Below are 21774 nucleotides of genomic sequence, written 5' to 3' on the forward strand. Positions count from 1 at the left end.
TTGCCCATGTCCTCAGTTCCTGCCGTACCGCTTGGCCCGCTTCCGTTGGCCGCGTCCGCCCGCCCGGGTTTCCTGCGCAGTCACCTGTGGTTGCCTCTGCTGCTCACCCTTGCCGCCAGCGGGGTGCTGATGGGCATGGGCGGCGACCAGTGGCTGGCCGACCAGTTCTATCGGCTTGAAGGCCAGCACTGGGCCTTGCAGAACGCCTGGGCCACCAGCCAGCTGGTGCACAAGGGCGGCAAGTGGGCCAGCACGCTGGGGGCACTGGTTGCGATCCTGCTGTGCACGCACGCCTGGCGCAGCGACCGCGCTGCGGCATGGCGTTGGCCGTTGCTGTACCTGGTGCTGGCGGTCGCCTTGGGTACCGGCGCGGTGTCGCTGCTGAAGTCGCTGACCAACATGGACTGCCCATGGGACCTGGCCCGCTATGGCGGGCACCGCGAGTACGTGGGTCTGTTCGCCAGCCGTGCGCCGGGCATGCCGCACGGGGTGTGCTTCCCGGCCGGGCATTCCAGCGCCGGCTTCGCCTGGGTCAGCCTGTACTTCTTCGCGCTGCTGGTGCGCCCGGCGTGGCGCTGGCGCGGGTTGGCGGTAGGGCTGGTGGCCGGCGGCGTGTTCGGCCTGTCCCAGCAACTGCGGGGCGCGCACTTCCTGTCGCATGACCTGTGGACCGTGGCCACCTGCTGGACCCTCTCGCTGGGCCTGTACCTGCTGGCACAGCGCATCGTCGCGCGCACGCAGACCGTGCCTGCCCCCCTTGCACAGGGAGAAGCCGCATGAGCGCCACCCTGCCACGCAGTGCGCGCCTGCCCGCGCTGACCACCCTGGTGTCATGGCGGCCGCAGCTCTCGACCGAAGCGCTGATCGTACTGACCAGCGTGTTCTTCGCGCTGGCCTGCAATGGCCTGTTCTGGCACAGCGCCATGGCCACCCACCCGGGCAGCCTGCGCTTTGCCACCTCGCTGCTGCTGTTCCTGGTGGGCGCGCACTGCTTGTTGATGGGCCTGCTGGTATGGCGGTGGAACGCCAAGGTAGTGATCGGGGTGTTGCTGCTGTGTACCGCGATGGCCGCGCACTACATGGGCAGTTACCACATCTACCTGGATGCGGACATGCTGCGCAATGTGCTGGCCACCGACCACAAGGAAAGCGGCGAACTGATGACCCCGGCGCTGATTGCGCCGCTGGTGCTGCTGGCGCTGCTGCCGATGCTGGTGCTGTGGCGGGTGCAACTGGTCAAGCGCAGCTGGGGCAAGGCGCTGTTGTGGCGTGCCGGCTTCCTGCTGCTCTCGCTGCTGGTGGCACTGGGCGGGGCCATGCTCTCGTTCCAGGAAATGTCGGCGCTGATGCGAAACCAGCGCGAGGTGCGCTACCTGGCTACCCCCGGCAATGTCCTGCTGGGCCTGCCGAAAGCGCTGCGCGGCGACAATCCGATCCAGCGCGCCCCCAAGCTGCCGATCGGCACCGACGCCACCGCCACGCCGCGCGCCGCAGGCAGCCGGCCGCGGCTGCTGGTGATCGTGATGGGCGAAACCGCGCGCGCGCAGAACTGGGGTCTGAACGGGTACGCCAAACAAACCACACCGGAACTGGCGCAGGCCGGGGTGATCAACTTCCCGGACATGCATTCGTGCGGCACCAGCACCGAAGTGTCCCTTCCCTGCCTGTTCTCGCCCTACGGTCGGCACGACTACGACGAGAAGAAGATCCGCGCGCACCAGTCGTTGCTGCACGTGCTGGACCGCGCCGGCATCAGCACGCTGTGGCGTGACAACCAGTCCGGCTGCAAGGGGGTCTGCGAGGGCCTGCCGATGCAGGCGCTGGACGATGCCAGGCACCCGCAGCTGTGCGCCAACGGACGCTGCATGGACGAGATCCTGATCGACGACCTGGCCGCACAGGTACGCGCCAGACCCGGCGACCGGGTGGTGGTGCTGCACCAGCTGGGCAACCACGGGCCGAGCTATTTCGAGCGCTACCCGGCCCGCTTCCGCCACTTCACGCCCACCTGCGACACCGCCGACCTGGGCAAGTGCAGCCGCGAGCAGATCACCAACAGTTACGACAACGCACTGCTCTACACCGACCACCTGCTGTCGCGCACGATCGGCACGCTGAAAGGCATGGACGACTACGACACGGCGATGATCTACCTGTCCGACCACGGTGAATCACTGGGCGAAAAGGGCCTGTTCCTGCACGGCGTGCCGTATGCGATTGCACCACAGGAACAGACGCGGGTACCGATGACGATGTGGTTCTCCCCGTCCTTCGCCGCCAACCGCGGCCTCAACCTGGCCTGCGTGCGCCAGCGCGCGACGCAGTACACCGACCACGACAACCTGTTCCCCTCGGTGCTGGGGCTGATGCAGGTGAAGACGTCGGTGTATGAGCGCGACCGCGATCTGTTTGCGGCGTGCGAAGGGTAAGTTTCAACGGGCTGTTCGATTCAGCGCGCGGCGAGTCAGGCCAGAGCGTGGCGGGACACGCCGCAAGTACGTCCGTGTAGGCTCGTGAGCGCCATCCATGGCGCCCACGAGCCCCCAGGGATGGGTTTACGGCGTGTCCCGCCAACCCACCCACACCGACCCGCTTCCGGAGTGTCGCCGCCAACGGCTTTTACAGGGCGTGCGCAGTGGACGTTGCTGCCCTGCCCCTTGCGGTGTGACGGGCGCTTCACTAGCCTTCGCCGGTCTGTCACCACCCAAGGATGTCCCCGTGAACCACCGCCCGCTCCTGCTGGCCCTGGCTGTCAGTGCTGCCGCACTGACGCTGGCGGCCTGCCAGAAGGAAACGACCCCGGCCGATGCCCCCGCCGCGGCTGCTGCCACCCCGACCGAAACCGCGGACCAGTTCATCGCCCGCGTCAACGCCGAGTACAAGGCCATGTACCCGGAAATGACCTCGGCACAGTGGCTCTCCTCGACCTACATCAACGAGGATTCCGAGCGCGTGGCGGCCAAGGCCAACGAACGCTGGCTCACCGTCCTCAACGGCTGGATCACCCAGGCCGGCACGTATGACGGCAAGCCCATGAGCGAGGATACCAAGCGCCAGATCCACCTCCTCAAACTCATGACCTCCATGCCCGCCCCGCGCGACCCGGCCAAGCTCTCCGAGCTCACCCGCATCGCCAGCCGCATGGAAGGCGCCTACGGCGCGGGCAGGTACTGCACCGATGATGCCAACCCCGCCACCTGCCGCCAGCTTGGCGACCTCGAACAGGTCCTCGCCCGCAGCCGCGACTATGACAAACAGCTTGACGCCTGGCAGGGCTGGCACGCCACCACCAAACCCATGCGCGCCGACTACCAGCGCTTCGTCGGCCTCGTCAACGAAGGTGCCAAGGAAATGGGCTTCGCCGACGCCGGCCAGATGTGGCGCAGCGGCTACGACATGCCCCCCGAGCAGATCGGCCCGGAAACCGACCGCCTGTGGGAACAGGTCAAGCCCATGTACGAACAGCTGCACTGCTACGCCCGTACCAAGCTTGACACCACCTACGGCAAGGACAAGGCCGAAACCGAGGGTGGCCTGATCGCCGCCCACCTGCTCGGCAACATGTGGCAGCAGGACTGGTCCAACCTCTGGGACCAGCTGGAGCCGTATCCCGGCGCCGGCAGCCTGGACATCACCGCCGCACTGGAAAAGCAGTACCAGACCAACCTCAGCGGCGCGCTGGCCAAGGCCGGTGGCAATAGCGCCACCGTCGAAGCGCAGTTCAAGGCGCAGCGCGAGGCCGAACTGCGTACCGCCAAGCAGATGACCGAACGTGCGCAGGACTTCTACGTCTCCCTCGGCATGCCCGCGCTGCCCAAGTCGTACTGGGACAAGACCCAGTTCATCAAGCCGCTGGACCGCGACGTGGTCTGCCATGCCAGCGCCTGGGACATGAACATGGATGGCGACGTGCGCACCAAGATGTGCATCAAGCCTACCGAAGAGAACTTCACCACCATCTACCACGAGCTGGGCCACATCTATTACGACCTGGCCTACAACCCGCTGCCGCCGCTGTTCCAGGGCGGTGCCAACGATGGCTTCCACGAAGCGATCGGCGACACCATCGTGCTGGCGATGACCCCGCAGTACCTCAACTCCATCGGCCTGGTCGACAAGCCGCAGGAAAGCCGCGAGGCCACCATCAACGCGCAGATGCGCATGGCCCTCAGCGGCGTGTCGTTCCTGCCGTTCGGCCTGATGATCGACCGCTGGCGCTGGGGCGTGTTCGACGGCTCCATCACCCCGGACCACTACAACCAGGCATGGTGGGACCTGAAGGCCAAGTACCAGGGCGTGGCCCCGGTGGGCGCGCGCGGTGAGGAGTTCTTCGATCCGGGTGCCAAGTACCACGTGCCGGGCAACACCCCGTACACCCGCTACTTCCTGGCGCGCATCCTGCAGTTCCAGTTCTACAAGGGCCTGTGCGATGCCTCCGGCTACAAGGGCCCGCTGCACCAGTGCAGCTTCTACGGCAACAAGGAAGCCGGGCAGAAGTTCTGGGCGATGCTGAGCAAGGGTGCCAGCCAGCCGTGGCAGGCCACGCTGCGTGAGATCACCGGTGGCGACAAGCTCGATGCGGGTCCGATGATCGAGTACTTCACCCCGGTCAACGACTGGTTGAAGCAGCAGAACCAGGGCCAGATGTGCGGCTGGAAGGCACCGGCGGCCACCGCCGCGGCCGCCCCGGCCGCGACCGCACCGGCGGCACGCTGACCGGGCGCTGGGGCCGGCCGTTGGTCGGCTCCATCGCTGCATGAAAAAAAACCGGCCGAAAGGCCGGTTTTTTCTTGAATGCAGCCACGCATGGCGTGGCTCTACCCGCCCGGCCTCAGGATTTCGTCGGGGTCTTCAGGCTGGCCGCAAGTTCGGTCTTGAACTGCTCGAAGTCCTTGCCATCGGCCTTGGCCTCGGCATGCGCGGCGTCCTTCAGTGCATCCGAATACACCAGGCGCACCGGCGTGCCCTGGCGTTCGTGCAGTTCGGCGGCCTGCATGATCAGCGCCAGCACGCGGGCGGCACTGGGGGTCTGGCCGGCGATACGGCCGTCCATGCCCAGCACCCATTCGCCGTCGCGGCGCACCACGCCGGCCAGCAGCGTGCGCTGCTGGTCGCGCAGTTCGGCATGCGGTTCGACCGGCGAGGCGGCGGCCTGCTCACGGTTGGCGGCCAGGGTTTCGCGGCGCCGGCGAATGTCGCGGCGCAGTTTGGAGGTGGTCGACATCAGGAACGTCCGGACTGCATCAAAGTGGGAAGGATACCGCACGCGCCTCTCCACGCCCGTCCATACCGGTGCAGCAAGCCCTGCAGACGTGGCCGGGCGTGGCGGCTCATTCGATCGGGGTCAGCACCGCACGGCGTTGTTCGCAGTGGCGTTCCCAGTACCAGAAACTGGCCCCCACGGCGAAGAAGCCGGCATAGCCCAGCGCAAGATGCAGCGGCTTGGCACTGAGCAGCGGCGAGACCACACCGGCCACCACGGTGTTGATCATCAGCTGGATGAACATCTGCATCGACGAGGCCAGCCCGCGCTGGTGCGGGTACATGTCCAGCACCGCCAGCGCCAGGATCGGGAAGATCAGCGCCATGCCCACGCCACCGAGGAAGATCGGCAGCACCGCCCACGGCAGCATGATCTGCGGCACCGCGAGCACATAGCCGAGGTTGAGGGCCGCCGAGACCGCGCACAGGCCGAAGCCGATGCCGATCTGGCGCTGCGCGGTCAGGCGCCCGGCCATGCGCCCGGACAGGAACGAGCCCATCGTCATTCCGCCGATGGTGGGGATGAACAGCCACGCAAAGCCGCCCTCGCCCAGCTTGAGGTGCTGCATGACGAACACCGGCGCCGAGGCGATGTACAGGAATATGCCGGAGAAGTTGAACGCACCGGCCGCCGCCAGCCGCAACAGGCGCGGGTTGGAGCCCATGCGCAGGTAGCTGCGCAGCAGTGCGCGCATCGACAACGGCGTGCGTGCCTCCACCGGGTGGGTTTCGGGCAGCCACTTGCCCGTGGCCAGCAGCAGGATTACCCCGAACAGCACCAGGAACCAGAAAATCAGCGGCCAGTCGCCCCCGCCAAGCAGGATCCAGCCGCCGATGATCGGCGCGATCGCCGGGGCCACGCCGAAGATCATCGACACCTGGCTCATCAGCCGCTGTGCGTCGGCCCCGTGGTACAGGTCACGGATCACCGCACGGCCGACGATCACCCCGACCCCGGCGGTGACGCCCTGCAGCGCGCGGAACACCAGCAGCGTGGTCATGTCGCGCGACAGCGCGCAGCCGATCGAGGCGCCGATGAACAGCACCAGCCCGCCGATGATTACCCGCTTGCGCCCGAACGCATCGGACAGCGGGCCGTGCGCCAGGCTCATCAGGCCGTAGAACAGCAGGTACACGCTGATGGTCTGCTGCACCGCCACCTGGTCCACCTGCATGCGCTCGCCCAGCAGCAGGAAGGCCGGGAAAATGGTGTCGATCGAGAACGGACCGAACATCGCCAGGCCTGCAAGCAGCAGGGCCAGGCGGCGGGTCGAGGGCGAGGCGGGCGTCATGCGGTCTTCCGTCTGGGCCATGCGCAAATGCACGGCGGGCGCCAGCCCGGAACGGGCGGCGCCAGATGAATACGAGGATCCGGCCATGATAGGCCTTTGCCGGCCCCCGCACCATGCCACCGGTCCCATTCCGGGGCGTCTGGCGGCCCCCATTCATCCCGCGTAGGGCCGCAGCCGGCAAAGCCGCTGGGCTATAATCGCCGGGCTACATGGTGGGAGAAGCGGCGCTTTGTTTTGAAGCACCCGCTGCCGAAGGCGCAACGCCCGTAATCGCTCAGGCCCGATACCACTCGCATCAAAACTCTGGAGAGACCGGCCACTGCCGGCGCCGAAGGGGCACGAAGCACGCAGATGCGCGCTTTTAAACTCTCAGGCAAAAGGACAGAGGGGCACCCAGGAAGACCGCAGGGTCCGGTGGTTCGCGCGCGCGTGCGATGCACCCCGGCCAGGCAGACTTCCAAACGTGCGTGCCCACTCTTCGAGATGCCAGCCATGTCCCAGAATACTTCCGTCCCGCGTGCCCCTTCCCTGCGCGAGCTTGAACACAGCCACGCGTTCGTCGAACGCCACATCGGCCCCAACGACGCCGAAATCGCGCAGATGCTCGACGTGGTTGGCCACGCCTCGCTGGACGCACTGACCGATGCGATCGTGCCCGCCGGGATCAAGTCGCCGGCGGCGCTGGCATTGCCCGAGTCGCTGACCGAAGTGCAGGCACTGGCGAAGATCCGCGCCATCGCCGACAAGAACCAGGTGTTCCGCACCTTCATCGGCCAGGGCTACTACGGCACGCTCACCCCGAACGTGATCCTGCGCAACGTGCTGGAAAACCCGGCGTGGTACACCGCCTACACCCCGTACCAGGCCGAGATTTCGCAGGGCCGCATGGAAGCGCTGATCAACTTCCAGACCCTGTGCGCCGACCTGACCGGCATGGAAATTGCCAACGCCTCGCTGCTGGACGAAGCCACCGCGGCAGCGGAAGCGATGACCCTGGCCAAGCGTTCGGCCAAGAGCAAGTCCGACACCTTCTTCGTGCACGACGCGGTGCACCCGCAGACGCTGGAACTGCTGCGCACGCGCGCCGAGCCGATGGGCATCGTGCTGCGCGTGGGCACCCCGGCCGAGGCCATGGAAGCAGAAGCCTACGGCGTGCTGCTGCAGTACCCGGACACCTTCGGCCATGTGGGTGACTACAAGGCGCTGGCCGATGCCGTGCACGCGCGCGGTGGCCTGGTTGCCGTGGCCACCGACCTGCTGGCACTGACCCTGATCGCCGCCCCCGGCGAATGGGGCGCGGACATCGTGGTGGGCAACTCGCAGCGGTTCGGCGTCCCGTTCGGTTTCGGTGGCCCGCATGCCGCGTTCATGGCCTGCCGCGACGCCTACAAGCGCTCGATGCCGGGCCGCCTGATCGGCGTGTCGGTCGACGCCCAGGGCAACGCGGCCTACCGCCTCACCCTGCAGACCCGCGAGCAGCACATCCGCCGCGAGAAGGCCACCTCCAACATCTGCACCGCGCAGGTGCTGCTGGCAGTGATGGCCTCGATGTACGCGGTGTACCACGGTCCGGAGGGCCTGACCCGGATCGCCCGCCGCACCCACCGCCTGGCCGCGATCCTGGCCAGTGCGCTGCGCGCTGCCGGCGTCAACGTGGGCGAGCACTTCTTCGACACCCTGCACGTCAAGGACATCGATGCCAAGGCGATCCACGCCAAGGCCGCCGCCGCGCGCATCAACCTGCGCGCGATCGACAGCGAAGCGGTTGGCATCAGCCTGGATGAAACCACCACCCGCGAGGACATCGTGGCCCTGGGCCAGCTGTTCGGTGCCACGGTGGACGTGGATGCCCTGGACGCCCGCACCGCCGACGCGCTGCCGGCCGGCCTGGTGCGCACCAGCGCATTCCTGACCCACCCGGTGTTCAACACCCACCACAGCGAACACGAACTGCTGCGCTACCTGCGTTCGCTGGCGGACAAGGACCTGGCCATGGATCGCACCATGATCCCGCTGGGCAGCTGCACCATGAAGCTCAACGCCACCGCCGAGATGATTCCGGTGACCTGGCCGGAGTTCGCCGACATCCACCCGCTGGCCCCGGCCGACCAGGCCACCGGCTACAAGGAACTGATCGAGAGCCTGGAGGCGATGCTGGTGGAATGCACCGGCTACGACGCGGTGAGCCTGCAGCCCAACTCGGGCGCGCAGGGCGAGTACGCCGGCCTGCTGGCGATCCGCGCCTACCACCGCTCGCGCGGTGACGACCACCGTGACGTGTGCCTGATCCCGGATTCGGCGCACGGCACCAACCCGGCGTCCGCGCAGATGTGCGGCATGAAGGTGGTGGTGACCAAGACCGACGCCAACGGCAACGTCGATGTGGAAGACATCCGCGTCAACGCCGAGAAGTACAGCGACCGCCTGGCCGCGATCATGATGACCTACCCGTCCACGCACGGCGTGTTCGAGGAAGAGGTGGTGGAGATCTGCGAGATCATCCACAAGCACGGCGGCCAGGTGTACACCGACGGCGCCAACATGAACGCGCTGGTCGGCGTGGCCAAGCCCGGCAAGTGGGGCTCGGACGTGTCGCACCTGAACCTGCACAAGACCTTCTGCATTCCGCACGGCGGCGGCGGCCCGGGCGTGGGCCCGTGTGCGGTCAAGTCGCACCTGGCGCCGTTCCTGCCGGGCAAGCTGGGCGACAACGGCCCGGTGGGCATGGTCAGCGCGGCCAGCTTCGGCAGCGCCTCGATCCTGCCGATCAGCTGGATGTACATCACCCTGATGGGCACCGCCGGTCTGCGCAAGGCCACCCAGGTGGCGCTGCTCAACGCCAACTACATCGCCACCCGCCTGGCCCCGCACTTCAAGACCCTGTACACCGGCCGCAACGGGCTGGTGGCACACGAGTGCATCCTGGACGTACGCCCGCTGGAGAAGACCTCCGGCATTGCCGCCGAGGACGTGGCCAAGCGTCTGATCGACTTCGGCTTCCACGCCCCGACCCTGAGCTTCCCGGTGGCCGGCACGCTGATGGTGGAACCGACCGAAAGCGAATCGCTGCACGAGCTGGACCGCTTCATCAACGCGATGATTCAGATCCGCGAGGAGATCGCCGCGATCGAAGACGGCCGCCTGGACCGCGAGGACAACCCGCTCAAGCACGCCCCGCATACCGCCACCGCGGTGTCGGCCAGCGAGTGGGCGCATGCCTACCCGCGTGAGCTGGCGGCCTTCCCGCTGGCCAGCCTGCGCCAGCAGAAGTACTGGCCGCCGGTAGCGCGCGTGGACAACGTGTACGGCGACAAGAACGTGATGTGTGCGTGCATCCCCGTGGATGCGTACAAGGAAGACGAGGGCGTGGAGGTCTAAGCCTCCCTGCCCTGTCGCAACAGGAAACGGCCCGCGCAAGCGGGCCGTTTCTGTTTGCCGGATGCCCCGTCGCACACGATGCCGATCGGTGAGGTGATGAGCCGGCCAGCGGCCGGCAGTACCGTCAATCCGCCCTGCGGCTGGCGCGTACGCGGCGGGCGACTTCGCTGCTGATGGCGATCACCGCGGTCAGCGCGGCCATCGACAGGAACTGCAGGCGGGTGTGCGACTCGGACAGCAGCAGGCCGAAGATCAGCGCCAGCACGCCCAGGCCGATCACGGTGAGGTAGGGGTAGCCGGCCATGCGGAACGGCAGGCGGGTGCCGTCACGGTTGGCGCGGTGGCGCAGGATCAGCTGCGACAGCAGCGAGATGGTCCACACCAGCAGGCAGGTCGAGCCGACGATGTTGAGCAGCACCGGCAGCACCTTGTCCGGGAACAGCAGCTCCATCACCGTGGCCGCGAAACCGAACAGCACGCTGGCCAGCACCGCGATGATCGGCACCTGGCGCGGGTCGGTCCAGCCCAGCACGCCCGGAGCCTCCTGGCGCTGGGCCAGCGAGTACATCATGCGCGAGGCGCCGTAGAGGTTGGCATTGAGCGCCGACAGCAGCGCGATCACCGCGATCAGGGTGATCGCCGTGGCCGCACCGGGGATGTTGGCCACCTGCAGCACCGCCGCGAAGGGCGACTTCAGCGCTTCGCTGGTCCACGGCACCACGGCGATGATCACGCTGAGCGAACCGATGTAGAACACCAGGATGCGCCAGGCCACGGTGCGGATGGCGCGCGCGATGCTGCGCTCGGGGTCTTCGGTCTCGGCCGCGGCCACCGCCACGATCTCGGTGCCGCCGAAGGCGAACACCACCACCAGCAGCGCCGCGCCCACACCGGCCAGGCCCTTGGGCGCGAACCCGCCATGCGCGGTGAAATTGGACAGGCCCGGCGAGGCCACGTCCGGCAGCCAGCCCATCAGCAGCGCCACGCCGATCAGGATGAAGCCGATGATCGCCACCACCTTGAGGATCGCGAACCAGAATTCGAACTCGCCGAAGTTCTTCACCCCAAGCAGGTTGATTGCAGTGAAGAACAGCATGAAGGCCAGTGCGGCCATCGGCACCGGTACCGCCGGCCAGACCGTGGCCAGCAACCCGGCCGCGCCCACCGCTTCGGCGGCGATCACGATCACCAGCTGCACCCACCACAACCAGCCCACGGTGGCACCGGCGGTGGCGCCCATGGCGTCGGCCGCGTACACCGAGAACGCACCACTGGTCGGCTTGGCCGCGGCCATCTCGCCCAGGGCGTTCATCACGATGATCACCAGCGCGCCGGCGACCAGGTAGGACAGCAGCACCGCCGGTCCAGCCGCCTGCACGCCCACGCCCGAGCCCAGGAACAGGCCCGCGCCGATCGCGCTGCCCAGCCCCATCATGATCAGCTGGCGGGGCTTGAGCGCGTGGCCCAGGCGGGGAGCGGCTGGCGTCGGAGTCGGGGATGCGGGCATCGGAATCGCTTGGCGGGCAACAGGTGCCACACGATACCTGTTCGGCCGGGCTGCGGCATAGGCCACAGGGCCCAGCCGGGCCTAGCGGTCGCGCTCGCCGATCTGCGCGCGGTAGCCGCGCGGGGACACCCCCACTTCGGCCTTGAACTTGCGGGTGAACGCGCTCTGGTCGGTGAAGCCGCAGGCCTGGCCGATGCTGGCGATGCTGTCGCCGCCGTGCAGCAGGTGCACCGCCATCTGGATGCGCAGGCGGGTGAGCACCTGCTGCGGGGTCATCTGAAACACCTTGCGGAAGGTGCGCTCCAGCTTGGACAGCGAAAACCCGGTGATGTCCAACAGGGTCTGCATGCGCACGTTCTCGGCGTAATGCGCGTTCAGGTGCGCCAGCGCCAGCCGCAGCTGCTCGTACTGGGTGCCCAGGCTGTCCTTCTGGCCGAGGTCGCGCGAAATGCCGATCAGCCCCTTGACCTGCCCGTCCACCAGCAGCGGCCGCTTGCAGGTCAGGCACCAGCCCGGCTCGCGGTTGGCGAACAGGTGCAGCTCCATCAGGTTCTCGATCACCCGCCCGGCCAGCACCTGTTCGTCCTGGCTGGCGTAATCGGCCCCCAACCCGGTGGGATAGATCTCCGCCGCGGTGCGCCCGATCACCTCCTTGCGCGACTTCAGGCCGAGCCGGCGCAACATGGTCTGGTTGATGTGCGTATAGCGCCCGTCGCGGTCCTTCATGAAGAACAGCACGTCGGGGATCGCGTCAAACAGGGCTTCGATGTCGGCAGGTTCTACGCGCATGCGGCAGACAGGTGGCGGGAGATTCGGGCCAAGGATACCCGTCCGGGTGCGCGCTACCCAGCGCCCGGGCGCCGGATGTGAAGCGCGGGTGGATGCGCGCCGGTCTTTTCGCACCCGCGATTAACGCCGTGCACGCCAGTGTGGGGGTTGCCTTCCCGCCAGCCCGGAGCCGCCACATGGCCGCCAGCAAGCCCCGCACCAAACCCGCATCTCCCGCCGACAGCCGTGGCCAAGGGGACGAACTGCATCAGCACGCCGGTGGCACCCACCCGCCGCTGACCACCAACCAGGGCATTGCGGTTGCCGACAACCAGAACTCGCTGCGCGATACCCCGCGCGGGCCGACGTTGCTGGAAGACTTCATCCTGCGCGAGAAGATCACCCACTTCGACCATGAGCGCATCCCCGAGCGCATCGTGCATGCCCGCGGCAGCGCGGCGCACGGCTATTTCGAGCTGACCAGGTCGCTGGAAGAGTTCACCCGCGCGCGCGTGCTGACCGAGGTGGGCGTTCGTACGCCGGTGTTCACCCGCTTCTCGACCGTGGCCGGCGGCGCCGGTTCGGTTGACACCCCGCGCGACGTGCGCGGTTTCGCGGTGAAGTTCTACACCCGCGAAGGCAACTGGGACCTGGTCGGCAACAACATCCCGGTGTTCTTCATCCAGGACGCGATCAAGTTCCCCGACCTGATCCACGCGGTGAAGATGGAACCGGACCGCGCCTTCCCGCAGGCGGCCAGCGCGCACGACACCTTCTGGGACTTCGTGTCGCTGATGCCCGAATCGATGCACATGATCATGTGGGCGATGAGCGACCGCACCATCCCGCGCTCGCTGCGCACCATCGAAGGCTTCGGCATCCACAGTTTCCGCCTGCTCAACGAGGCCGGTGAATCCACCTTCGTCAAATTCCACTGGCGCCCCAAGCTGGGCATCCAGTCCACGGTGTGGGACGAGGCGGTGAAACTGCAGAGCGCCGACAACGACTTCCACCGCCGCGACCTGTTCGAGGCGATCACCGGCGGCGACTTCCCCGAGTGGGAACTGGCCGTGCAGCTGTTCACCGAGAAAGATGCCGAGGCGTTCCCGTTCGATCATTTGGACTCGACCAAGATCATTCCCGAATCGCTGGTGCCGCTGACGGTGATCGGGCGCATGGTACTGGACCGCTGGCCGGACAATTTCTTCGCCGAAACCGAACAGGTGGCCTACTGCCCGGCCAACGTGCCGCCGGGCATCGACTTCAGCAACGACCCGCTGCTGCAGGGCCGGCTGTTCTCCTACCTGGACACCCAGCTCAGCCGCCTGGGCGGGCCGAACTTCCACCAGATTCCGGTCAATGCGCCCAAGTGCCCGTTCGCCAACCACCAGCGCGACGGCCACATGCAGATGCAGGTGCCCAAGGGCCGCGTGGCCTACGACCCCAGCTCGCTGCAGGACGACACCCCGCGCGAAACTCCCGAGGGCTTCCCCAGCCATGCCACGGCCCCCGACGACGGGGTCAAGGGTCGCGTGCGCGCAGCCAGCTTCGCCGACCATTACAGCCAGGCGCGGATGTTCTTCCGCAGCCTGGAGGCGCCCGAACAGGCGCATCTGGCGTCGGCGCTGGTGTTCGAGTTGTCGAAGGTGGAAACCGTCAAAGTGCGCGAGCGCACGGTAAGCCACCTGCGCAACATCGATGACGCGTTGGCCAAACGCGTGGCAGCGGGTCTGGCGATGCCTGCCCTGCCCGATCCCGCGCCGACCGCCACCCCTGCGCAGGATGTCCCGAAGGCGCCGGAAGTGCGCGTGATCGGCCGTACCAAAGACCTGCTCAAAGGCCGCTGCATCGGCATCCTGTTCGACGAAGGCTCCGACGCGGGGTTGATCGGCAACCTGCGCAAGGCGGCCGAAAAGGCCGGTGCGAAGGTCAAGCTGGTCGCGCCGAAGATCGGCGGCGGCAAGCTCAGCGATGGCAAGACCCTGGCGGCCGATGGCCAGCTGGCGGGTACCCCGTCGGTAGTGTTCGACGCGGTTGCGGTGGTGCTCAGCAACGAAGCGGCCAAGCGGCTGCTGAAGGAATCGGCGGCCATCGATTTCATCGCCGACGCCTGGGCGCACCTGAAGGCGATCGCCGCCGACGAGGGTGCACAGGCGCTGCTCAAGGCGGCCCGCGTGGGCAATGACCCGGGCGTGGTGGAAGCCGAAGATGCCAAGGGTTTCCTCACTGCTGCGGCAACCCGCCAGTGGGCGCGTGAACCCAAGGTCCGCATGCTGGCCTGATGCATCGCAGACCCGATAGGAGACATCCCATGCCCCGTGGTGACAAATCCAGCTACACCGACAAGCAGAAGCGTCAAGCCGAACATATCGAAGAAAGCGAGAAGGATGAGGGCCGCAGCGAAGCTGCGGCCGAAAGGATCGCCTGGGCCACCGTCAACAAGCAGGATGGCGGTGGCAAGAAGGGAGGGGGAACCAGGAAGGCAACGAAGAAGACCGCGAAAAAGGCAACGACCAAGAAGGCCGTGAAGAAGCCTGCAACGAAGAAGGCGGCGAAGAAGACAGCGACCGGGAAGGCCACGAAGAAGGCCGCAACGAAGAAGGCTGCGAAAAAGGCAACGACCAAGAAGGCCGTGAGAAAGTCTGCAGCGAAGAAGGTTGCGAAGAAGACAACGACCGGGAAGGCCACGAAGAAGGCCGCAACGAAGAAGGCGGCGAAGAAGACAACGGCCAGGATGGCCGCGAAGAAGACACCAGCCCGGTAGGCCGCAATACGCGTGCTGCGCCCGCTGCCCCCTCATGGGGCAGCGCGTTGGCGTTGCGGACGGGTGATCGGCGATACTCCGCCATTGCCGCAGGAAGCGGCCATCTAGGGGGTACGTCATGATGAAACCTGCACGCGCATGGGCCACGCTGGTCGTGCTGATGCCGTTGATGGCGCTTGCACAGGACGTCCCCGTGACGCCCCCGACGCCGACACCGTTGAGCGCCGCCGATACCGCGGCCGCGCTGTCGCGTGCCGAACGGCTGGGCAAGGCGATCTTCCTGCAGGATCTTGCCGCCGAGCGCGCGACAGATGCGATACGGGCCAAGTACCGCGCCTTCGGCAAGGACACGCGGGTACGCGGCTGGATTACCGAGGAACATGACGGGCAGTACCGGGTCAGCTACATCGACGCGACCCCCGCCGTGCTGTACCGCATCGAGATGGCCGCCGACGGCACGCCCGCAGGCGAGGTCCAGGTACTGTCCGAGCCGGCGCCGCTGAGCGCCTATGAAACCGCCGCCGCAACGGCGCGCAGCCTGGCGATGACCGCACAGGTGGCGCCATGCGCCAAGACCTACAACAGCGTCGCCCTCCCCGAAGACGATGGACGCTGGGCGGTCTATCTGCTGCCGGCAACCACCTTGCCGAACGTGGTGCCACTGGGCGGCAGCCAGCGGCTGGACATCGCCGACGGGCGGATCACGGCGAGCCGTGGCTTCACCCGCACCTGCATCCAGCTGGGCCGGACGCCGTCAAAGCGGGGCGTCACGGTGGTGGGCATGATGGTGACACATCTGCTGGACCCGACCCCCACCGAGGTCCATGTGTATTGGAGCCTGTGGGCACGCACGCCGATGTACGTCGCTACGACCGACGGCCAGCTCTGGGAGATCCGCGACGGCCGCATCCACAAGCGCGATGACCTGGCTCAGGCGCCCGAATCCGGGAGCTGAGCTGCCGCCTCATGAGGGGCGGAGGCACGCCTTGTGCGGCGACCGCCCCTGGCTGGCTCATCGCGCTGTCTGCGCCGGTGGTGGTATCGACGCGGCGGCAGGCCGGGCGGGCAGCACCGAACAGTCGGAGGATGCCGTGCTGCCTACGGCAGGCACCGCGTAGGTGGTGCGGTGTGCGTTCGCCGAAGACCCGCGCCGCCCGACAGTGCGGTGGCACATGGTTTGCATGGCCTCCCAGGCCACCCAGGCCACGCCCTGTTACCAAGGCGTGCGGACCGGGCATCAGATTCGGCGCTGCCGGCCGATATCCGCTGGGTGGTGAAAAGGGGAAGCCGGGGGCGCGCCCATGCGCGTGCTGGCCGGCGTTGATCGTGGATTGATCCAGGGGATTGCATGTCCGTTTCCAATTTGGCCCATCCGCTGCTGCGGGTGCTGGCATGGCTTGTCCTGTTGGCCGGCGCGGCGGGAGCGGCGCAGGCCGCACCGGTGGAGGTGGTGTTCAGCAGCAACACCGGCGTCGGCACCACCTACGCACAGGATGGCCAGGGCGGCTCGGCCGATGTGCCCGGCCTGACCCTGCAGGTGTTCAACAGCAGCGATGCGGCAGGCACGCCTGTCGCCGGCATGACCTGGAAAGACAACGCCTGGTTGTCCAGCGATGACAGCAGCTGGTCGGGCCTGACCCACACCGAGCAGGACGGTCGTATCGGGATGGTGATCCGCTCGGCCAACGGCAGCAACTTCTCGATCACCTCGTTCCGCTATTACAACTGGGGCGAGAACACCAGCGTCAATTACACGGTCGAGGGCTACCGCGACGGCGCCCTGGTGGGGACGCGCGGCTTCTCGATCCCGGCGCCGCTGCGCGTTCCGCTCACGGTGACCCTGTTCCCGGCGGCCTTCCGCAACGTGGACGAGATCCGCATCCGTCTCATCAGCGGCGGTGCCGATCCGGGCCTGCGCACCTGGCATTCGATCAACAACATCATTGTGGAAGCGATCAACACCGCGCCCACCGATCTTGCCCTGACGGCCAACGCGCTCAACCAGAGCGCCGGTGCGAACGCCGTGGTGGGCACGCTGAGCACGACCGATGCCGATGTGGGCGATGCATTCACCTACAGCCTGGTCAGCGGCGCCGGCGACACCGCCAACGCACAGTTCGCCATCGTCGGCGACACGCTGCGCGCCACCAACGCGGCCAGCCTCGCCGCCGGTACCTACAGCGTGCGCGTGCGCAGCACCGACAGCGGCGGTGCCAGCACCGAGAAGGCCTTCCCCATCACCGTGATCGATGACCTGGCACCGAGCGTGAGCAGCATGGTCGTGCTGGGCACGCCTGCGGCCACCGCCCCCAGCGTGACCTGGCAGGTGAACTTCAGCGAGCCGGTGTTCAACGTGGCGGTCAGTGATTTCAGCCTGACCGCCGCCGGTTCGGCCGCCGCGGTCGTCCGTTCGGTCAGCGGCACGGGCAGCGACACCCTCAACGTGGTGGTCGACAGCATCAACGGCAATGGCACGCTGCGCCTGGACCTGAGCGCGGCCTCCGGCATCCGCGACGGCGCGGGCAACACCGGCGTTGCCGGCTACACCGCAGGCGCGTCGCACGCCGTGGCCATTCCCACCGCACCCGGCGCGCCCACCGTGGGCGTGGCCACCCCGGGCAACGGCCAGGTTTCGGTGACCTTCACCGCACCGGCCAGCGACGGCGGTTCGGCGATCACCGGTTACATCGTGACCTCTTCCCCGGGCGGCTTCACCGCCAGCGGCGCGGCCTCGCCGCTGGTCGTCACCGGGCTGGCCAACGGCACCCCCTACACCTTCACCGTCACCGCGACCAATGCCACCGGCACCAGCGTCGCTTCAGTCGCCTCGTCGGCGGTAACGCCGAAAGGCGCGCAGACCATTGTCTTTGGCAATCCCGGCACGCAGACCTTCGGCACCGCGCCCACTCTTGCCGCGATCAGCAGCGCCGGTCTGCCGGTCAGCTTTACCTCCGCCACCACCGCCGTGTGCACCATCACCAGTGGCGGCACCTTGACCTTCGGCGGCAGCGGCACCTGCAGCATCCACGCCGACCAGAGCGGCGATGGCACCTTCCAGGCAGCGTCGCAGGTCACCCAGACGTTCACCGTGGCGGCCGTAGTGCCGGGTGCGCCCATGGTCGGTACCGCTACCGCGGGCGATACCCAGGCCACGGTGAGCTTCACCGCACCGGCCACCACCGGCGGTGCGGCGATCAGCGGCTACACCGTGACCGCCCAGCCGGGCGGCATCACCGCTACCGGCGCCGGCTCGCCGATCACGCTGACCGGCCTGACCAACGGCATCGCCTACACCTTCACCGTGACGGCGACCAACAGTGCCGGGACCGGCGGGGCCTCGGCCGCCTCCAATGCGATCACCCCGGCGGCCGCCCAGGTCATCACCTTCAGCAACCCGGGTGCGCAGAATTTCGGCACCACGCCGACGCTGACGGCATCGTCCGATTCCGGGCTGACCCCGACGTTCACCTCCACCACCATCGGGGTCTGCACGATTACCAGCAGTGGTGCGCTGACCTTCCTCACTGCCGGCACCTGCAGCATCGCGGCCAACCAGCCCGGCAACAGCAGCTTCCTGCCGGCCCCGACCGTGTCGCAGACGTTCCAGGTCAATGCGGTCGCGCCCGGTGCACCGCTGATCGGCACGGCCACGCCCTCGGGCACCGGCGAGATCAAGGTGAGCTTCACCGCGTCGGCCTTCACCGGCGGCAGCGCGACTACCGGCTACACGGTGACCGCCGCTCCCGGGGGCATCACCGCCACCGGCGCGGGCAGCCCGATCAAGGTGACCGGCCTGACCGTCGGCCTGTCCTACACCTTCACCGTCACCGCCACCAACGGCACCGGCACCGGCAGCGCGTCGGCGGCGTCCAATGCCGCGGTGGCCGCCGAGGCGATCGTGGCCCACCCGTCCAATGCGGTCGTGGCATACAACACGGCCACGCCGATCCCGTTGGACATCGGCGGCATCGCCAGCAGCGTGAGCGTGACCACGGCCGCCGCCCACGGCGTGGCGACCATCAATGGCACCCAGGTGACCTACACGCCCAACGCCGGCTATGCCGGCCCGGATGCCTTCACCTACCGCGCCACCGACGGCAACACCACCTCCGCCGCAACCGTGGTGAGCATCACCGTGTCGCCGCCTACGCTCAGCCTGGCAGCGACCCCGCTGGCCGCCGGCACCGCCGGCAGCACCTATCAGCAAACGCTGAGCACCACCGGTGGCGCAGCGCCTTACCGCTATCAGGCGCTTGGCGGCCTGCCCGCCGGCATCACCCTGGCGGTCACCGGTGAGTTCAGCGGCACGCCGACCACCGCCGGCAGCTACAGCATCCTTGTGCAGGTGACCGACAGCAGCTCCGGTACCGGGCCGTTCACCAGCACCCGCAGCTACACGCTGGTGATCGCCGCCCCGCAGATCGCCTTCACCCTGCCCAGCCTGCCGCAACCGTTCACCGCAACGTCCTACAACCAGCGCCTGCAGGTCTCCGGCGGCGTCGCGCCGTATACGTTCGCCGTTACCGGCGGCGCGCTGCCGGGCGGCCTGAGCCTGGCCAGCGACGGCCTGCTGTCCGGCATGGCGACGGTCGCCGGCAGCCATGCCTTCGACGTCACCGTGACCGACGCCAATGGCTTCACCGCCCGCCAGTCCTACACGCTGGTGGTGATCGAAGCGCTGCAGCAGATCGATACGTTCGTGGCCAATCCGACCGCGCCGACGTACAGCGTGGACGGCCGCTTCTCGGTCTCGGCCAGCGGGGGTGCGTCCGGCAATCCGGTCGTGTTCGCCACCACCACGCCGGCGGTGTGCCGCGTGGACGGCAGCAGCGTGCTGATGCTGGACGCCGGGCGCTGCAGCCTGACCGCCAACCAGGCCGGCAACGCGCAGTACCAGGCCGCCACCCAGGCCGTGCTTGAAGTGGACATCACCGCCGCCGTGCCGGTGCTGCAGTGGCCTCAGGAGCTGCAGAAGCTGTACGGGCAGGCCGCGTTCGACCTGGTCGATCCGGCCAGCCCCAGCCGCGGCACATTCAGCTACAGCAGCAGTGCACCGACCGTGGCCAGCGTGCAGGGGCGCACCGTCACCCTGCACGGTGAAGGCGTGGCGATCATCACCGTTACCCAGGCCGCCGCCGGTGGCTTCGGCATCGGCACCGCACAGCTGCGCCTGACCGTCGCCCAGCGGCCCGACCCGACCCGCGACCCCGGCGTGGTCGCCGGCGTGCAGGCGCAGGTGGACGCGAGCGTGCGCTTTGCCAGTGCGCAGCAATCCAACATCCGCGATCGCCTGCGCCAGGTGCGCAGTGGCGACAACGGCTCCAGCAACCAGCTGTCGCTCGGCCATGCCGGCGGCCGCGACCGCCCCGGCCTGGCCTTGCCGCTGGGCCCGATGCAGGCCGCGCCCTGGCCCTCCCTGCCCACCGGCTGGGGCCTGTGGGCCTCGGGCAGCGCTACCTTTGGCGACGGTGACCGCAGCAGCAGTTACGCCTTCCACACCGATGGCCTTACCGTCGGCCTGGACCGCACTGTCGGCGAGCGCCTGCTGCTGGGCGTGGCGGCCAGCCTGGCGCGCAACGATAGCGAGAGGGACGGCAGCGAGTCGCGCGTGGAAGGCAGGCAGCACTCGCTGGCCGCCTACGGCCTGTGGCGCAGCGGCGAGCACCTGTTCGTCGACGGCGTCATCGCCGGCGGCGCGCTGGACTTCGCTACCCGCCGCTGGAGCACGGACGCGGACGCCTTCGCGCGCGGCAACCGCGACGGTGACCAGTGGTTCGGTTCGCTGGCCTTCGGCTACGAACACCGCAACGCCGGTATGACCCTCACCGGCTACGGTCGCGTGGAAGCCAGCCGCACCAGGCTTGATGCCTACCGTGAGACCGGGCTGGATCTGTACGACCTCGACTACCGCCGCCAGGTGGTGCGCAACAGCGCGGTCGCACTCGGCCTTGAAGGGGCCTACCTGGCAGGCGATGGCGAAGGACGCGTGCGACCGTTCTGGAACATCGAATACCGCCAGGCCATCGACGACAAGGGCGCGGCCTACCTCAACTACGTGGTGGGCCCACGCGCGCAGGACTATCGCCTGGACATGCACAGCTACAACGACAATGCCCTGTCGATGGCCGCCGGCATGGACGTGCGCCTGCAGCGTGGCTGGTTGCTGTCGCTGCTGCTGGGCCATGAGCAGACCCGCGGCTCCAGCCGTGCCAGCAGCGTGGGACTGCGGGTGAGTTATGGCGGTGCCGGTACGGGCGCTGCGGCCGACGCAATGCAGGGGAGCGATCTGGACCACGCAGCCGGTACCGCACAGCGCTGCCCGCCGCGTCGCTGCGGAGCCGGCAACGCCGCCGCGAAGTAACACGCTGCGGTGGCAGACCGACCGATCCTGCATGGGATCGGTCGGTCGATGGGTCAGCGATGGGATCAGCGAACCGAAAAAAGCACGCGCGTAGAGCCGACCGTTGGTCGGCTTCCGGCAACGCCCGGCGATCACCCGTAGAGCCGACCGTTGGTCGGCTTCCATCAACGCCCGGCGATCACTCGTAGACCCGACCGTTGGTCGGCTTCCGGCAACGCCCGGCGATCACGCGTAGAGCCGACCGTTGGTCGGCTTCCGGCAACGCCCAGCGATCACGCGTAGAGCCGACCGTTGGTCGGCTTCCGGCAACGCCCGGCGATACCAACGCAAGTCATCCCAAGATCGCGCCAGGTGGGCGTGTGCGCCAAGGGCGTCACCACCAACGGTGGTGACCTACCGTGTTGGAGCGAACCGCCAAAAAAGAAGGCCCTGCGCAAGCAGG

The 21774-nt window shown here is 67.9% G+C and carries 12 protein-coding genes and 1 riboswitch; of the genes, 8 read left to right on the forward strand and 4 right to left on the reverse strand.

Features of this window, described 5'->3' with window-relative positions; all coding sequences use genetic code 11:
* The 3 genes from GQ674_RS13875 (at window position 1) to GQ674_RS13885 (ending at window position 4716) form a co-directional block, all read left to right on the forward strand.
* Window positions 1–780: a phosphatase PAP2 family protein gene (locus GQ674_RS13875; protein ID WP_236546084.1), complete on the forward strand. Its 780-nt coding sequence runs from the start codon at window positions 1–3 to the stop codon at window positions 778–780.
* On the forward strand, window positions 777–2429 hold the full coding sequence (locus GQ674_RS13880; protein ID WP_159497545.1) for a phosphoethanolamine--lipid A transferase: 1653 nt from the start codon (window positions 777–779) through the stop codon (window positions 2427–2429). The genes GQ674_RS13875 and GQ674_RS13880 overlap by 4 nt, the downstream gene beginning before the upstream one ends.
* A gap of 289 nt (window positions 2430–2718) precedes the next feature.
* Entirely contained in the window at window positions 2719–4716 is a 1998-nt protein-coding gene (locus GQ674_RS13885) for a M2 family metallopeptidase (RefSeq protein WP_159497546.1), read from the forward strand.
* 115 nt (window positions 4717–4831) lie between these two features.
* On the opposite strand, the gene GQ674_RS13890 is transcribed toward GQ674_RS13885, so the two are convergent.
* Window positions 4832–5224, reverse strand: a complete 393-nt coding sequence (locus tag GQ674_RS13890; protein ID WP_159497547.1) for a hypothetical protein — start codon at window positions 5222–5224, stop codon at window positions 4832–4834.
* 106 nt (window positions 5225–5330) lie between these two features.
* Window positions 5331–6554 carry a multidrug effflux MFS transporter gene (locus GQ674_RS13895; RefSeq protein WP_159497548.1) on the reverse strand — a complete coding sequence of 408 codons (1224 nt, stop codon included), beginning with the start codon at window positions 6552–6554 and terminating at the stop codon, window positions 5331–5333.
* Window positions 6555–6847: 293 nt separating this feature from the next.
* Window positions 6848–6949, forward strand: a riboswitch (glycine riboswitch).
* A gap of 88 nt (window positions 6950–7037) precedes the next feature.
* Between GQ674_RS13895 and gcvP the strand changes: the two genes are divergently transcribed.
* Entirely contained in the window at window positions 7038–9932 is a 2895-nt protein-coding gene (gcvP, locus tag GQ674_RS13900; protein ID WP_201290162.1) for an aminomethyl-transferring glycine dehydrogenase, read from the forward strand.
* A gap of 124 nt (window positions 9933–10056) precedes the next feature.
* Here gcvP and GQ674_RS13905 read toward each other — a convergent pair whose 3' ends face one another.
* Together GQ674_RS13905 and GQ674_RS13910 are read right to left on the reverse strand one after the other, a co-directional pair.
* Entirely contained in the window at window positions 10057–11439 is a 1383-nt protein-coding gene (locus GQ674_RS13905) for an amino acid permease (RefSeq protein WP_159497550.1), read from the reverse strand.
* 81 nt (window positions 11440–11520) lie between these two features.
* Window positions 11521–12228, reverse strand: coding sequence for an AraC family transcriptional regulator (locus tag GQ674_RS13910; protein ID WP_038686947.1), 708 nt, complete (start codon window positions 12226–12228; stop codon window positions 11521–11523).
* Between the two features lie 176 nt (window positions 12229–12404).
* Between GQ674_RS13910 and GQ674_RS13915 the strand changes: the two genes are divergently transcribed.
* The 4 genes from GQ674_RS13915 to GQ674_RS13930 all read left to right on the forward strand — a co-directional run bounded on the left by GQ674_RS13915 (window position 12405) and on the right by GQ674_RS13930 (window position 21332).
* Window positions 12405–14489, forward strand: a complete 2085-nt coding sequence (locus GQ674_RS13915) for a catalase (protein WP_159497551.1) — start codon at window positions 12405–12407, stop codon at window positions 14487–14489.
* 29 nt (window positions 14490–14518) lie between these two features.
* Window positions 14519–14971 carry a HupB gene (locus GQ674_RS13920; protein WP_159497552.1) on the forward strand — a complete coding sequence of 151 codons (453 nt, stop codon included), beginning with the start codon at window positions 14519–14521 and terminating at the stop codon, window positions 14969–14971.
* A 121-nt stretch (window positions 14972–15092) separates the two neighbouring features.
* The gene (locus tag GQ674_RS13925; RefSeq protein WP_159497553.1) at window positions 15093–15926 is read left to right on the forward strand and encodes a hypothetical protein; all 834 of its coding nucleotides are present in this window, start codon (window positions 15093–15095) and stop codon (window positions 15924–15926) included.
* Window positions 15927–16319: 393 nt separating this feature from the next.
* A complete protein-coding gene (locus GQ674_RS13930; protein ID WP_159497554.1) occupies window positions 16320–21332 on the forward strand; it encodes an autotransporter domain-containing protein in 5013 nt (1670 codons plus the stop codon).
* The last annotated feature ends 442 nt before the right edge of the window (window positions 21333–21774 follow it).

It is taken from the genome of Stenotrophomonas sp. 364 (assembly GCF_009832905.1).
Classification (GTDB): domain Bacteria; phylum Pseudomonadota; class Gammaproteobacteria; order Xanthomonadales; family Xanthomonadaceae; genus Stenotrophomonas; species Stenotrophomonas maltophilia_AP.